We start from the raw sequence: 14069 nt of genomic DNA on the forward strand, positions 1-14069 counted from the left end.
CCGCCCGCTTGAAGGATAAAGCGCCATGTTTTTGTACACGCTGATTTCGATGATCAATTACCTTGTGAACATCATCGTGATCGTGGTGATCGTGCAGTTCGTGCTCGGCCTGCTGATCTCGTTCAATGTCGTGAACATGCACAATCAGGCGGTGGCCGCCATCTGGAAGGCGTTGAACGCCATTCTTGAACCGGTCCTGCGCCCGATCCGCAAGATCCTGCCCGATACCGGCGGGATCGATTTCTCGCCTATGGTGCTGATTATCGGCCTTAACCTGCTGATGATCCTGCTGGGTGGCATTGCCGCTTCCAGCGTCGGGGCTTGAGCCACTTTTCCAAAAACGGGATGATGCAATGACGGCTGCTGTGATCGACGGGAAGGCTTTTGCCGAAGGCTTGCGCGCGCGGGTCGGGACGCTGGCCGCGCAATTCGAGGCGAAGGCAGGACGCAAGGCAGGCCTTGCCGTGGTGCTGGTGGGCGAAGACCCTGCCAGCCAGGTCTATGTCCGCTCAAAAGGCAAAAGCACCGTCGAAGCGGGCATGAACAGCTTTGAACACAAGCTGCCCGCCGATACGACCGAGGCCGATTTGCTGGCGGTCGTTGCGCAATTGAATGCCGATCCTGCGGTGGACGGCATCCTTGTCCAGCTTCCGCTGCCCGCGCACATCGACGAACAAAAGGTCATCGCCACGATTGCGCCCGACAAGGACGTCGATGGCTTTCACGTCATCAACGCAGGCCGCCTTGCGGTGGGGCAACCGGGCTTTGTGCCCTGCACGCCGCTGGGTTGTCTGATGCTGCTGAAAGACCGGCTGGGCGATCTGTCAGGGCTGGATGCTGTGGTGATCGGGCGGTCCAACATCGTGGGCAAGCCGATGGCGCAATTGCTTATCGCTGAAAGCTGCACCGTCACAGTCGCGCACAGCCGCACGAAAAATCTGGCCGAAGTGGTGCGCCGCGCCGACATCGTTGTGGCCGCTGTGGGCCGTCCCGAAATGGTCAAGGGTGACTGGATCAAGCCGGGTGCCGTGGTGATCGACGTAGGCATCAACCGCGTTGCAGGCGCCACAGTAGGCAAGACGCGGCTGGTGGGCGATGTCGACTACGCCTCGGCCGCTGCGGTTGCATCGGCAATCACGCCCGTCCCCGGCGGCGTGGGGCCGATGACCATCGCGGTCCTGCTGCGCAATACGCTGGTCGCCGCTTATCGCAACACCGGGCTGGAACTGGCTGCGGACGCTGTTTAGGGATTGAGGCGCTTCTTTCCCCTCCCTTTGCGGGAGGGGTTGGGGGTGGGCAGAGCGCAGGCCATCGTCTAGTCTGCGCCGCATGAAGCGCTTTATCCCTATCGCATTGCTCACCTTTACAGCTCCGGCCTTGGCGCAACCTGCCCCGGGAGCGGCTCAGGGCCGTCCTCAGCGCGCTTATGCCAACCCCAGCGCGCTGATTGCCGCAGACATCGCCTTTGCCCGCCTTGCGCGTGAGAAGGGGCAGTGGACGGCGTTCCGCGAAACCGCCGATGACGCAGCAGAATTGTTTGAAGGCGGGCGGGTGCTTGCCAAGGCGGCGCTGAAGGATCGCAAGGACCCCGCCAGTCCCAACCAGTGGGCCCCGCGTTCTGCTTGGATCAGTTGCGATGGCTCTGCGGGCCTTACCTTTGGGGGCTGGCAGAGTCCGGGCGGCAGCAATGGCGAATATGTCACCGTCTGGCAGCGCCAGATAAAGGGCAAGGTGGCTTGGAAGTGGGTGCTGGATGATGGCCAGGCCTTGCCAACACCCTTGCGCGCACTGGATTGGGCCGAGGGTAAAGTGGCCGATTGTCCTGCCCGCAAGCCATCCCAATCCGCCAAGCCGCAGGCCAACGGCAAACCTGAAAAGCAAAGCAAATTGCCGCCGATACAGCCACTTGCCGGGCCGATCCCGCCCAGCGATGCGCTACAAGGTACCGATAGCAAGGACGGCCAATCGCGCGATGGCACGTTGGCATGGCGATCAACCGTCCTGCCCGATGGCAGCCGCCGCTTCGCCGCATGGCTGTGGAAGGATGGCGTGATGCAAGAGGTCGTCGCCCGCAATTTTCAGGCGAATGGAGCGTAAATCCCCATGTGGCAACTGTTTCTCTCCGCCTTCGTCACGCTGTTTGTGGTGATCGATCCCCCCGGTTGCGCGCCGATCTATGCCGGCCTTACTGCCAATGCCACCGCCAAACAGGCGTTCAGCATGGCGATGCGCGCCTGCCTTATCGCTACAGGCATCCTGCTGGTCTTCGCGCTGTTCGGTGAAGATCTACTGGGGGCGCTGCACATCGAACTTGACAGCTTTCGCATTGCAGGCGGGATCATGCTGTTCCTGATCGCGCTCGACATGGTGTTCGAAAAGCGCACCGAACGGCGCGAAGAACGCGCCGAAAAGGTCCGCACCTCGCAACCGCAAGTCGAAGACGTTGCCGTATTTCCCATGGCCATGCCAATGCTGGCCGGGCCGGGTTCTATCGCATCGGTCATGCTGCTGACGGCACGGGCCAAAGGCTCGACCGAGACGTTCGTCATCCTTGGCGCGCTGGCCGCGGTCATGGTCCTCAGCTTCATCGCGCTGGTTGGCGCACGCCCGATCATCCGCGCGCTGGGATCGCAAGTAGAAGCAGTTATAACACGTCTGCTTGGCGTATTGCTCGCAGCCCTTGCCGCACAATTCGTGATCGACGGGATACAGGCTCAGTTTTAGGGTTATTGCAGCGTAACGCGCCCGCCATCATCATTGTCGCGCTTGCTGAAAAATTGCATCAGTTGCACCAGCAGTTCACACCGCGCGCTCAGGCTATCGGCCTCCAGCAGTGCCTGCTTGGCGGCGGCATCGAACGGCGCAATCTGCGACACGCCGTTGATCAGCGACATATCATCCAGCCGTCCGACTGAATCCCAATCCACGGCATAGCCCTGGGCATCGGCAAATTTGCGCGATTCCTGCTCGAATGAAGCGCGCTCTACAGCGCTGAGTGCCTCGTTCATGTCATCGACCAGCAGTTCTGCCTCGACCTGGCGGAACGGCGTGGTCACTTCGAGTTCACGGATGATGCGGAAGCGCGAAATGCCTTCGAGGATGATGTTATAGCGTCCGTCATCAAGCGCCTCGACATCGGCAATCTTGCCAACGCAGCCGACTGTGAACAACGGCGCGCCCTCAACCGGTGCTTGCGGCTGGATCATTGCGATGCGGCGGTCACGCGCCAGCGAATCGCTGACCAGCGCGCGGTAACGTGGTTCAAAAAAGTGCAGCGGCAATTGCAGGCCGGGATAAAGCACCGCGCCTGTCAGCGGGAAGATCGAAAGGCGCGTCGGGTTTGCTGTGGCGCCCATCGGATCAACCGAACATCACAGTGGAAAGCTTGCGCCGCGTGGCCGAAACCCACGGGTCTTCCAGGCCGGTCGCCTCGAAGATCTGCAACAGCCGCGCCTTGGCCGCGCCATCGTTCCATTCCCGGTCCGTCGCAACCATCGCCAGTAGCTTGGCTGCGGCGTCATCGCGTTGGCCGCTGGCATAGAGCGCGTTGGCAAAGGCCAGTTGCGCATCCATATCGGCCGGACGTTCTGCCGCAGCCGCGCGCAAGGCGGCAAGCTCTGCCTCCTCCGGCGCGTCTTCTGCCAGGGCAAGGGCGGATCGCGCCTGCGCAATTGCCGGATCTGCGGCAAGCGCGGGATCAAGCGCGTCCAGCACAGCCTGCGCCTCATCGCGTTGCCCCGCCAGCAACAGGGCGCGCACAAGGCCCGCATTGGCTTGGGCGTTGTCCGGTGCGATCTCGATGATCTGGGCAAAGATGCTGACGGCACGTTCGCCATCGCCTTCAGCCAGAACCTCTTCGGCCATGGCAAGCAGGGGGGTGATATCCTGCGCCGGTTCCCCTGCCTGTACCGGCAGCTTGGCCAGCAACTGGTCAAGATATTGCCGCAACTGCGTTTCGGTCTGGGCGGGCGTCAGGTCGGCCACAGGCTGGCCCTGGAACATCGCATAGACCGTGGGGATCGAACGCACCTGAAACTGCGCGGCGATGAACTTTTCCTCATCGACGTTGATCTTGGCCAGAACGACGCCCTTGTCCGCGTATTCAGCGGCGATTTTTTCCAGCAACGGCGTCAGCGCCTTGCACGGTCCGCACCATTCCGCCCAGAAATCGAGGATGACCAGTTGCGTCATCGACGGTTCGACCACGTCCTTGCGAAAGCGGTCTACTGCTTTCTGTTCGTCGAGGTTAAGCCCCATGCTGGCCAAGATACGTCTCCGGTAAATCTGTTGCGATTATCTCTCGCCCATAATGTGGGAAGCGCGCGGCGTTCGGCAAGGGGAAACGGGGTTTTGCCCAGAGAGTTGTGCCAATGTGCATTTTTGGTGTTGCGCAAATCCCGACTCACCGTTAGAGGCGCCAACACCCCAGCCGGAAGGGACACTTCCAACCGGCTAGAAACGCTCGAGCGGGCGTAGCTCAGAGGTAGAGCACAACCTTGCCAAGGTTGGGGTCGAGGGTTCGAATCCCTTCGCCCGCTCCAGTTTTCTCCCATAAAATCAACGATTTCGCCGACCGGCGACCCTTGAAATTCTGGAGACAACGCCTCGCCGAGACCCCCATTGTCTCCATATTGTCTCCAATTTTGGTACAGGTTGGGGCGTCGTGGGGAAAGCCGGTCGTAGCTCGTGAATTTTGAGCCCCCTTTTGCACCTAAATTGTCGATCGATGTCGCCCGAACTTGCGCCTAGCGTTCGGTGTGAAACGGCTCATCTTGCTGCTTGCAGTCGGACCCCTTGGTCGAGTGGCAGCGTGCTGCGCTAGAACAGCGCAAGGCAAAGTCTTTTTAGATTACCGAGGTCGCACACATTGATATTGCCGGCCGCATAGTGCCTGACCGATCTTGAGAATCTGGCCGTCAACGGTGGACACCTGAAGAATATGTCACCGCCGGAATCTGACTGGCGTAATCGGAATGGCCCCGATCGCCGCAGAACCATCCACTCGCATTAGCCGCTGATCCCTGGGCTCGAAGCCTGTCCTCCTTCAATCAACCCGTGAAGGGTCCGCTACGCGTGCGCGTGCGGCCGCAGCTTTGCTGCGGTGATTGCGGCCAGCCCCCGGCCTTTGGGGCGACTGTCGAGCGGGGTGGTCCCGCTCCTAGGCAGGAGCCGCAACATGCCACTGGCAACCGCACAATCGCTTGGCTGGAACCTCTCCCGGACGCTGATGACGGTCATCGTCCTCATCGAAACCAATCAGGGCTACTTCGTCATCCCCGCTGACGAATTTGATGGCGACCCCGAACAGGTGGTCCGCGAATATGACCCCTTCAGCCGCTAATCTCAGGCACATTTCGCCTTTTCGGCCTGCGTCCTGTCGTGCTATTCTTGCACTGCAGATTGCGCTGAGGTGGTGGTGGCGAGCGCGTCCAGACAAGGGACGCTTATGACCATTTTTCTCATCCTCGGGGCCGTTGCTGGCCTCTATGTGCTCGCGCTGCTCTTCCGCCTCGCCAGCTACGCGCTGCCTGTCTATGCCGGGCTCACTTGTGCTTTCCTGCTACTCCGCCATGATGTCGGCCAACTCGGAGCAATCCTGGGCGGACTGGCGGCAGGCATTGCCACGCTTCTGATTGGACAGGGCCTCATTGCCTTTATCCGCTCCCCCATGCTCCGTGCCGGGATCGCGCTCCTCTTTGCCATACCCGCGGGCATCGCCGGTTTTCAAGCCGCGCACGCGCTTGGATCACTGGCAACGGACAACAGCATGCTGCTGACGATCCTTGGATCCATTGCTGCTATGGCGACATCCCTCTCGGCATGGCGAAGCGTGACGATGTCGGAGCTTGATAGGCGCGTCACCTCACAGTTTGCCGGTCCCGTGGCTGGGCAAGCCTCTACAGGCCAATCAATGTCGGCCGAGTGATGGCCGTGAGGGGGCAATACCGGTGTTCCAGTCGCTTCCTTTGCTTGGCCGATTTTGAAACGAGGGTTCAGGGCCAGCGTTCACCCGAGCCAGTGCATGCGATCAGCATCTGGCGTCCTTCCCGGCAGGACCGACCAGTACGGCCTCTTTCGATCCGCGCCCATGTCAGCAAGGCGCTTCGCTTGGCAGGCTTGCCGCAACGGTGCTTGCCGAACTTTCTTCCCCCGGCGTTCCGCCGTTCCTCGCGAGACAAGAAAGCCCGACCACACCGTCCTTCGCTAACGCTGCGGGCTGACGCTGCGGCGCCTGCCACTGGCTGACCCTTATCCGCGCATCGAGGCCGCACTGGCGCGGTCCCGTCCAACGGAAAGGAAATACCCATGGCAAAGATCGGCAACTTCAAGATGGTTTCAGGTGAACTCCGGGGCCAGATCGTCACTCTCGCCCTTCAGGCCAAATCGGTCAGGATCGTCGCGGAAGAAAACACCAGCGGCAATGCCCCGACCCACCGGGTCCTCATCGGCGAAGTCGAAATCGGCGCAGCCTGGAAAAAGCACACCCAGGACGACCGGCCGTACCTTTCGGTGAAGCTCGACGACCCCAGCTTCATGGCACCCATTTTCGCCCAGCTCTTCGAAGCCGAGGACGGCAGTCACGATCTGGTCTGGAACCGCCCGAGCCGCCGCAACGACCATTGAATCGGCCAAGTCATCGCCCGGGTCACTCCGGGCGATGACGAATCCCTAGTATATTGGGTGGCAGTATATTAGGGTTACGCCGACCCACGAAGCATGAGGCTTCGGGAGATTTTTGGGACGAATTTAAGGCGATTGCGACACGCCAGTGGGCTTTCGCAGGAGGAATTGGCGCATCGTGCCGGAATCAACCGAAACTATGTCGGCCTTCTCGAACGCGCAGCCAACTCGCCGACGCTCGACACGATTGAGCGACTCGCAGCAGAACTTGCAGTCGATCCCGTGCGATTTTTCGAAAAACCTGGCGGTCGTTGAACGCAAACCCACCGCCATTCACCGAATCTCAGCAGCAATTTTACAATTTCTGAACTACAAAAGGCAGATCATTGCCTCTGGGAATGTTTTGTCCCGGCAATCTGGGCTCGGCATTATCCGATGCTGGGGATAGCCCACTGCCGGATTGGGGATAAGTTCGCCCGGCTTCTCTGCGCGTTTTGCAACGGCGCAGTCACGAAACGGGTTTTGCTACAAGGAGAGACCCATGTCGGCTCCTGAGTTTGCCGATGAACCACCGCAGTCAGACCGATTGAGCGCTTATGATGAGCGCCACCTTGTCACGTACCTTCGCCTGCTGGATGCCGAAAAGGACGAGGCATCATGGGAAGAGGTGGTTTCGATCATCTTCGCCATTGATCCTGCCAGTGAGCCGGATCGCGCGCGAAGGGTCTATGATACCCATCTCGCCCGCGCCAGGTGGATGACGCAACACGGCTACAGACACCTGATGGTCCCGCGAACCCAATAGAACTGGGCATTTAGCACCAATCTGGCGCAATCGATTGTGCCTTGCCGCGGGGGAGCCCGGAACTGACTCGAGCACTTCTCTCGTCACGGCTCAGACATGATCGTTCGACTCCAAAAAAACCTCATAGGAGAGGTGCGATGGAGAAGCCGCCCGACTGGCGTTCGGAGAATTACGCCAAAGCGTATGAAACCTATGACCGCACGGATTTCGCGCAGGAATTCCTGCGCCGCAATCCTGAATACCGCGACCAATATGCTGAAGCCGTTGACGCTGCGCCACTCGCGCTGAGTCGTCTGGCCCGGCACTGGGGGTTGGTCTTTCGCTGCGGACCCTGACCTACCGGCCCACCATCTCCCGATCATCTGGCATCCATCTACAGCGGCCAGCGTCATCCTTCTGCGCCCGGCGCCGTTCCCTTGCGACGGCTGCAGCCAATCCGAAATTGTCGGGAGCATGAATATCGCGGCCGAGCACCGTGATGAGAAAGGGCGGCATCTCGTCCTATCGACGGGGAAGCGCCGCTACCGACTGAATATTTGCGGCGAGACAACAGAGACCGAACCGCTCGCCTATGTTCTTCCGGGCGACGCATTTTGGGAAACTCGGCAGGCCGCTGTTTGCGACTTTCATGAGCATTGCCGTCTCGGACATGTGAAGAAGCTCCCGTTCTGCCTTGCGCCCGGTCCGTCAGAGCACTGGCGTCTGGTCCAATGGCTTCGGTTGCTCGATGCGCTGTCCGGCGGTGCAACCACGCGCGAATTGGCCATCGAACTTATAGCCCGCGATGCCGGGCGATATTCGGCCGCCGAATGGGACACGTCGAGCGAGCGCAAACGGATTGCTCGCTGGCAGCGACAGGCGCTCGCTATGCGCGACGGCGGCTATCTCGCCCTGTTGAGCGGCCACTGATCGGGACATTCGGCAGCCACGCCTTATGTCCGTTCACCCAAGTCCCTGAAAATCTCAAATCTCGCCTCCTGCTCGCCGGGCCAACCCCTTGTGTCCGGCACTTCACAGGAGACGTTTCATGGATGGAGATTTCGTCCCGGTATTCCCACGCTATGTCAGGACGCCCGATGCTGCCGTGCATTTGGGTCTCTCAGCCCGCACGCTTGAAAAGCACCGTTGCTATGGGACGGGGCCGGCCTTTCACAAACTTGGTCGGCGGATTGTCTATGCCATAGTCGATCTCGATGCCTGGGCGCAAAATGGTCGCCGCAATTCAACATCCGATCCCGGACAAGGCATTTGCCTTTCAGCGCGACCGGTGCGCCGTTGATGCGAAGTTCAGCTGCCTCTTCCGCGCATGAAAAATGTGCGCAGCTCGACCTGTTCTACTCGATGCCCGGTGACATTGCCGCGCGCGATGCTCAGGATCTGATGTCCTGGCCCTTCTTCAGCCTTGCCAAGTCGCGGCGCTCCGCGCCGATCGACTTCGCAATGGGGGCCACATGGATCTCGGTCGAAGCCGTAGCCGAACACGGCATGGCGACCATCTGGGATGCCGACATTCTGATTTGGGCGGCGAGTCAGCTCGTCGAAGCGCGCGACGCAGGCCGCCCAACATCTCGGCACATCGCCGCCCGTCCGCACGAGATTCTGACCTTCATCGGGCGCGGGACCGGCAAGGACCATTATGAGCGGCTGCGCGCAGCGCTCGACCGCTTGCAATCGACGACCGTTGCCACGTCGATCCGCCAGCAACACCAGCGCCGACGCCACCGCTTCTCCTGGATCAACGAATGGCGGGAGACACTCGACGACCGTGGCCGAGCCGTTGGCATCGAGCTCATCCTGCCCGACTGGTTCTATGCGGGTGTGCTCGATCGCGGCCTGATCCTGACGATCGACCGCGCCTACTTTGCGCTGACTGGCGGCGTCGAGCGCTGGCTCTACCGTATCGTGCGCAAGCATGGTGGACATCAGCGCGGTGGCTGGAGCTTCGACGTTCCGCACCTTCATCTCAAATCAGGTGCGCTTTCGCCGCTCAAGCAATTCGCATTCGAGCTGCGGACCATCGTCCGGCGGCAGTCTCTCCCGGGCTACCATCTGAGCCTTGAACACAGCTTCGGCCGCGAGCGGCTGATCTTCAAACCCATCCCCGTCGACCCGTTCGTTGCCGCTGCCCGGCGCGTCGGTTTCCCTGTGGAGAAGTTGGCATGACATTCGGCCTATCAAAAACCGTCGGACTCGGCCCATCGGAAACCCGATCCTCGGCCTATCGAAAACCGGGACCATGCGGAAACCCGCAGAAATCTGCGGCAAATCGGCGCTCCTCTAACGATGCTAATAGAAAAGAATCCTTCGGATTCTTGCTAACCCTTTTGCCGCCTGTGGATAATCTCGGTGCGACGGGCCTGCTCAACGTCCGCGTCAAGCTTGTCGGGTTCGCGGTGGCAGGAGCGCGGCCATGAGCGAGCCAACTGCGCAGCGGCACAGCTCCTCGCAGACCATCAGGTCAGCAACAGCCAGCGCCCTGACCGAGGTCGAAGTGACCTGGATCGAGAAGCGCTACGAACAATGGATCCGCTTCGGGCGCATCGCGGCAGACACGATCATCAACCGCCGCACGCGCGTCATCGCCTTCCGTCCCGGCGCGGTCTTCGCCTTCGTGCGCTGGTCGTCGAACGACTATGGCACCATCCATTCGTGCATCGACATCGTGACGGCAGTGGCACCGGGCGAGGCCTACACGACGTTGCGGTTTGTCCGTCCCGGCGCTGACATTCTGCTGCACATCGAGGGCTGGCCCAAGGTCGCACAGGTGTTGCAGGCCATCGATGCGGTCGAAGCCGCCGGTGTTGATCCGTGCGACGCATCGCCCGATCACTGGCGCCACGTCGGCAACCGGCTGAATGCCGGAATGCCGTTCAGGGCTTACACAGCGGAGCGGCACGCGGCCTGGCTCCGGCGCAAGGCGCTCGAAGCATGAGCCGCCGCCGCTATGTTCGCGCCACGATACTGTGGGCAGCCCTGTTCAGCGCCGGGTTCTCAGCAGTCGCCATGCTGTCGCCGCGACCGCGACTGATGTGGAACGCGAGCGCCAGTGCGCCCGTCGGCCTCTATCGCCTCGAGAGCGACACACGCCCAAGGTTTGGCGAACTGGTCGCCATTGTGCCCCCGGCTGCGACCGCGCGGATGATGGCCGAGCGCCACTATCTGCCAATCGGCGTGCCGCTCATGAAACATGTCGCGGCCTTGCCCGGGCAATGGGCGTGCCGCGCCGGCGCTGTCGTCTCGGTGGACGGCAAGCGTGTCGCCATAGCCAAATCGCACGACAGAATGGGTCGGCCTTTGCCAAGCTGGCAGGGCTGTCACCGTGTTCGGACAGACGAATTGTTCCTGTTGAACCCGGCGCCCGACAGCCTTGATGGGCGCTATTTCGGCGCTCTGCCAGCAGCCGGTCTTATCGGCACGGCACACCCCATCCTTACCCGTGATGCACCTGACCAGCCCCTGCGCTGGAGAGGCTTTGGTGCATCCGCCGCTTCCCCAACCACCAACCAGGAGCACAGGCCATGATGATCGGCGTCTTTCATTCCGCGCAGGACAGTTTTACCGGGCAAATCCGGACCCTCACGCTCGATGCTGTCGTGACGCTCGTCCCGGCTCCATCGAACGACAGCGACAATGCACCCGACTGGCGCGTGCTGCTCGGCGATGCCGAAACCGGCACTGAAATTGGTGCTGGCTGGAACCGCACAGGCGAGCGCGCCGGTGCCTTTGTCGCGGTGCAGATCGACGACCCGGCCTTTGCCCATCCTCTGCGCGCCAACCTGCTTCGATCCATGTCCCGTGACGACGAGCATCACCTGCTCTGGTCGCGTCCGACCAATCGCGATCGGAAATAGGCCATGACCGTTGCTTCGCTTCGCCGTCGCAGGTGTTCCGTAGTTCGGATTGCCGTTCGGCTGCGCCTTCACCTTCTCCTTCCCGGCACTTGTTTCGCTCTCGGCTTGGCAGCGGCGACTTCTCCGGTTGCCGCAGTTGCGACGGTGCCTGACCAGTTTGCAGAGCATCCTTATGCGCCGCATGTCGCAGAGGCATCGCAGCGCTTCGGCATTCCTGAGCTCTGGATATGGGCGGTAATGCGGGCGGAAAGTCGCGGCAATTCGCGTGCGGTTTCGCCTGCCGGAGCCATAGGGCTGATGCAGATCATGCCCGGCACTTGGTCTATGCTGAGCGCGCGGCATGGCCTTGGCTCTGACCCGTTCGATGTGCGTGCAAACATCCTTGGAGGTGCGGCCTATCTGCGCGCCATGTGGGATCGGTATCGCAATGTCAGCTTGATGCTGGCGGCCTACAATGCGGGACCAGGCCGTGCCGATGACTATGCTGCCGGTCGTCGCAGTCTTCCGGCAGAAACCGTCAACTACGTCGCCCAGATCGCGCCAAGTCTTGGAATGGCCAGCATCGCTTCGCCTGCTGCCATGCCACCTGCCAATGCTCATCCCTGGCGTCAGGCTACATTGTTCACACCGCGCGGGGATGGAGAAGCGAGCAGCAATGACGGTACGGCCGATGTGCAGCCACAGCGCACCCGGCTTACGTCGCCGTCGGCCTCTTTGCCGTCACCGAACCCCGCGCCGCACCCCCTGTTTGTGTCGCTTTCACCGCGAAATCCGTGATGGGTTGCACCAGCGCATCTCTGACGGTTCGGGCGTCGTGTCGGAAAGGTACGGCGGGGAAGCATGTGTTTAAGCGAGATGGCAATTTTGGAGGGCAAGATAAAAGGAGTGCCAGCACCTGGCCCTCATGTGGTTGTTGTAGTGCGATAATTTCGTATGGCACCGGACATAACCGGCCATACAATGTTTCCCACGCGCCCGGAAATCTGCCGCGCAATCGTCTGGCACCTTCAAAATGAGCCGCGACGACACTGAATTTCGGGTGCGGCCGGGAAGAAGCAGGGACAGCGGTGCAGCGTCTGGACGGCGAAGTCAGAAGCTGGCCGCTCAGGTCCAGCGTGCCGCTAACAAGGCGGGTCATGCCGGTTCGCGGCGAGCCGGTCTGAAGCGCGGCAGCGGCAGCGGCAAAGCCGCGCGCGGGCGTCGGACGGTTGCCGTTATGCGCCGCACACTGGGCCAACGCCGGGTTACTGTCATGGCACGTATCGCTCGGCATAAAGGTGCGCATTACCGCGCCGCACCGCTGGCAAAGCACATCACCTATCTTGAGCGTGACGGCGTGACCCGCGACGGGCGTGATGCCTCAATGTTCGATGCCCAGACCGACAGGGCTGATCGGGATGCCTTTGCAGGTCGTTGCGAGGATGACCGGCACCACTTTCGCTTCATCGTCTCGCCCGAAGATGCCGGGGACATGGAAGACCTGCGCACCTTCACCCGCGAATTGATGGCTGACGCGGCCAAGGATCTGGGCACTGAACTGGACTGGGTCGCCGTTGATCATTGGAACACCGACAATCCGCACATGCATGTGCTGGTGCGCGGCGTTGCCAGTGACGGCACCGATCTCGTCATTGACCGGGGCTATATCAGCGAAGGTCTACGGTTCCGGGCGGAAGAGCGGGTGACGCTCGAACTCGGGCCGCGCACCGAGCTGGAGATCCGCACCGCGCTCGCACGCGAGGTCGATGCCGAGCGCTGGACCAGTCTTGACCGGCAGCTTGAACGCTTGGGTCAGGATACCGCAGGCCTTATCGATCTGCGTCCAGGCGGCGACGCCGATCCCGAAATGCGCCGGCTGCTTCTGGGCCGCGCCGCCAAACTGGAACAGCTGGGACTGGCCGCGCGCGAGGGGCCTGCGGTGTGGGCTCTGGAGCCCGGTGCCGAAACCACATTGCGCGATCTTTCGGTGCGCAACGACATCATCAAGACGATGCACAATGCCATGAGCCGCGACGGCGGGCGGTTTGATGTATCGGCATTGGCCCTGCATCAGGACGTTCCAAGCGAACCGGTCATCGGACGCCTGGTCGAACGTGGCCTCCACGACGAACTGACGGGCAGCGCCTATGCCATCGTCGACGGTGTCGATGGCCGCACGCACCATCTGCGGTTCAAGGACATGGAGATGACCGGCGACGCCAAACCCGGATCGATCGTCGAACTGCGCTCATGGGAGGATGCCAAAGGGCATGACCGGCTGTCGCTCGCCACACGATCAGACATACCCCTCGAGGCACAGATCAAAGCGCCCGGCGCGACGTGGCTTGATCGCCAGCTTGTGGCCCGCAATCCCGTAGCAACGGGCAATGGTTTCGGGCGCGAGGTGCGTGATGCCTTAGATGCCCGCGCCAGCCATCTCGAAACGCAGGGGCTAGCCCGTCGTCAGGGCCAGCGGGTAACCCTTGCTCAGGATCTCGTCGGGACGCTGAAGAATCAGGAACTGACGGCCGCCGCTCAGGCCATCGCCGCGCGCACGGGACTTGAGCACAAACCGTCGGGCGCAGGCGACTATGTCAGCGGCATCTACCGGGAGCGGGTGACGCTGTCGACAGGCCGCTTCGCGATGATCGACGAAGGGCTGGGCTTCCAGCTCGTGCCTTGGCGCCCGGCGCTCGATCAGCACCTCGGCCAGCACATCACCGGCACCATGTCGCCGGGCGGTTCTGTTGACTGGGCCTTGGGCCGCGGACGCGGGATCAGTCTGTGACCCTCATTTACCCCCTCATCAGGAG

Annotated in this window: 20 protein-coding genes and 1 tRNA gene; 19 read left to right on the forward strand and 2 right to left on the reverse strand. The window is 61.6% G+C overall.

The features are described from left to right. Window positions 1-25 precede the first annotated feature (25 nt). The 4 genes from B7Y89_RS09945 to B7Y89_RS09960 all read left to right on the forward strand — a co-directional run bounded on the left by B7Y89_RS09945 (window position 26) and on the right by B7Y89_RS09960 (window position 2724). Window positions 26-325: a YggT family protein gene (locus tag B7Y89_RS09945; RefSeq protein WP_292938102.1), complete on the forward strand. Its 300-nt coding sequence runs from the start codon at window positions 26-28 to the stop codon at window positions 323-325. A gap of 28 nt (window positions 326-353) precedes the next feature. Further along, window positions 354-1247 (forward strand): bifunctional methylenetetrahydrofolate dehydrogenase/methenyltetrahydrofolate cyclohydrolase FolD, encoded by an 894-nt coding sequence (folD, locus tag B7Y89_RS09950; RefSeq protein WP_292938104.1) that lies wholly within the window; start codon window positions 354-356, stop codon window positions 1245-1247. A gap of 82 nt (window positions 1248-1329) precedes the next feature. Next, window positions 1330-2097, forward strand: coding sequence for a hypothetical protein (locus B7Y89_RS09955; RefSeq protein WP_292938106.1), 768 nt, complete (start codon window positions 1330-1332; stop codon window positions 2095-2097). A gap of 6 nt (window positions 2098-2103) precedes the next feature. After that, window positions 2104-2724 carry a MarC family protein gene (locus B7Y89_RS09960; protein WP_292938108.1) on the forward strand — a complete coding sequence of 207 codons (621 nt, stop codon included), beginning with the start codon at window positions 2104-2106 and terminating at the stop codon, window positions 2722-2724. Window positions 2725-2726: 2 nt separating this feature from the next. Here the strand turns inward: B7Y89_RS09960 and B7Y89_RS09965 are convergent, their stop codons facing one another. Together B7Y89_RS09965 and B7Y89_RS09970 are read right to left on the reverse strand one after the other, a co-directional pair. After that, window positions 2727-3356 (reverse strand): LON peptidase substrate-binding domain-containing protein, encoded by a 630-nt coding sequence (locus B7Y89_RS09965; RefSeq protein ID WP_292938110.1) that lies wholly within the window; start codon window positions 3354-3356, stop codon window positions 2727-2729. A 4-nt stretch (window positions 3357-3360) separates the two neighbouring features. Further along, window positions 3361-4257 (reverse strand): tetratricopeptide repeat protein, encoded by an 897-nt coding sequence (locus B7Y89_RS09970; protein WP_292938112.1) that lies wholly within the window; start codon window positions 4255-4257, stop codon window positions 3361-3363. Window positions 4258-4466: 209 nt separating this feature from the next. Between B7Y89_RS09970 and B7Y89_RS09975 the strand changes: the two genes are divergently transcribed. From B7Y89_RS09975 to B7Y89_RS10045, 15 genes are all read left to right on the forward strand, one after another. Then, window positions 4467-4541: transfer RNA gene (locus B7Y89_RS09975), tRNA-Gly, on the forward strand. A gap of 635 nt (window positions 4542-5176) precedes the next feature. Continuing rightward, complete coding sequence (locus B7Y89_RS09980) at window positions 5177-5341, forward strand: hypothetical protein (protein WP_006964003.1); 165 nt, start codon at window positions 5177-5179, stop codon at window positions 5339-5341. Between the two features lie 105 nt (window positions 5342-5446). Beyond that, entirely contained in the window at window positions 5447-5926 is a 480-nt protein-coding gene (locus B7Y89_RS09985) for a hypothetical protein (RefSeq protein ID WP_292938114.1), read from the forward strand. Between the two features lie 380 nt (window positions 5927-6306). Further along, the gene (locus B7Y89_RS09990) at window positions 6307-6624 is read left to right on the forward strand and encodes a DUF736 domain-containing protein (RefSeq protein ID WP_006964005.1); all 318 of its coding nucleotides are present in this window, start codon (window positions 6307-6309) and stop codon (window positions 6622-6624) included. Window positions 6625-6717: 93 nt separating this feature from the next. Next, window positions 6718-6936 (forward strand): helix-turn-helix transcriptional regulator, encoded by a 219-nt coding sequence (locus tag B7Y89_RS09995; protein ID WP_292938117.1) that lies wholly within the window; start codon window positions 6718-6720, stop codon window positions 6934-6936. Window positions 6937-7162: 226 nt separating this feature from the next. Further along, on the forward strand, window positions 7163-7426 hold the full coding sequence (locus B7Y89_RS10000) for a DUF2285 domain-containing protein (RefSeq protein ID WP_292938118.1): 264 nt from the start codon (window positions 7163-7165) through the stop codon (window positions 7424-7426). A 137-nt stretch (window positions 7427-7563) separates the two neighbouring features. After that, a complete protein-coding gene (locus B7Y89_RS10005) occupies window positions 7564-7761 on the forward strand; it encodes a DUF6499 domain-containing protein (RefSeq protein ID WP_129927267.1) in 198 nt (65 codons plus the stop codon). Between the two features lie 118 nt (window positions 7762-7879). After that, on the forward strand, window positions 7880-8335 hold the full coding sequence (locus B7Y89_RS10010) for a DUF2285 domain-containing protein (protein WP_292938123.1): 456 nt from the start codon (window positions 7880-7882) through the stop codon (window positions 8333-8335). 118 nt (window positions 8336-8453) lie between these two features. Continuing rightward, window positions 8454-8705, forward strand: a complete 252-nt coding sequence (locus tag B7Y89_RS10015; protein ID WP_006964014.1) for a helix-turn-helix domain-containing protein — start codon at window positions 8454-8456, stop codon at window positions 8703-8705. 62 nt (window positions 8706-8767) lie between these two features. After that, entirely contained in the window at window positions 8768-9589 is an 822-nt protein-coding gene (locus B7Y89_RS10020) for a replication initiator protein A (protein ID WP_292938126.1), read from the forward strand. A gap of 247 nt (window positions 9590-9836) precedes the next feature. Then, entirely contained in the window at window positions 9837-10358 is a 522-nt protein-coding gene (locus B7Y89_RS10025; RefSeq protein WP_082751203.1) for a DUF2840 domain-containing protein, read from the forward strand. Then, the gene (locus tag B7Y89_RS10030; protein ID WP_066283458.1) at window positions 10355-10948 is read left to right on the forward strand and encodes a S26 family signal peptidase; all 594 of its coding nucleotides are present in this window, start codon (window positions 10355-10357) and stop codon (window positions 10946-10948) included. Before B7Y89_RS10025 ends, B7Y89_RS10030 begins: the two co-directional genes overlap by 4 nt. Next, window positions 10945-11277, forward strand: coding sequence for a DUF736 domain-containing protein (locus B7Y89_RS10035; RefSeq protein WP_066283463.1), 333 nt, complete (start codon window positions 10945-10947; stop codon window positions 11275-11277). Before B7Y89_RS10030 ends, B7Y89_RS10035 begins: the two co-directional genes overlap by 4 nt. A gap of 144 nt (window positions 11278-11421) precedes the next feature. Then, entirely contained in the window at window positions 11422-12054 is a 633-nt protein-coding gene (locus B7Y89_RS10040) for a lytic transglycosylase domain-containing protein (protein WP_292938132.1), read from the forward strand. A 235-nt stretch (window positions 12055-12289) separates the two neighbouring features. Then, window positions 12290-14044 carry a DUF3363 domain-containing protein gene (locus B7Y89_RS10045; protein WP_292938134.1) on the forward strand — a complete coding sequence of 585 codons (1755 nt, stop codon included), beginning with the start codon at window positions 12290-12292 and terminating at the stop codon, window positions 14042-14044. Window positions 14045-14069 lie beyond the last annotated feature (25 nt).

This window comes from Novosphingobium sp. 32-60-15, from assembly GCF_002280675.1.
In the GTDB taxonomy this organism is placed as follows: Bacteria; Pseudomonadota; Alphaproteobacteria; order Sphingomonadales; family Sphingomonadaceae; genus Novosphingobium.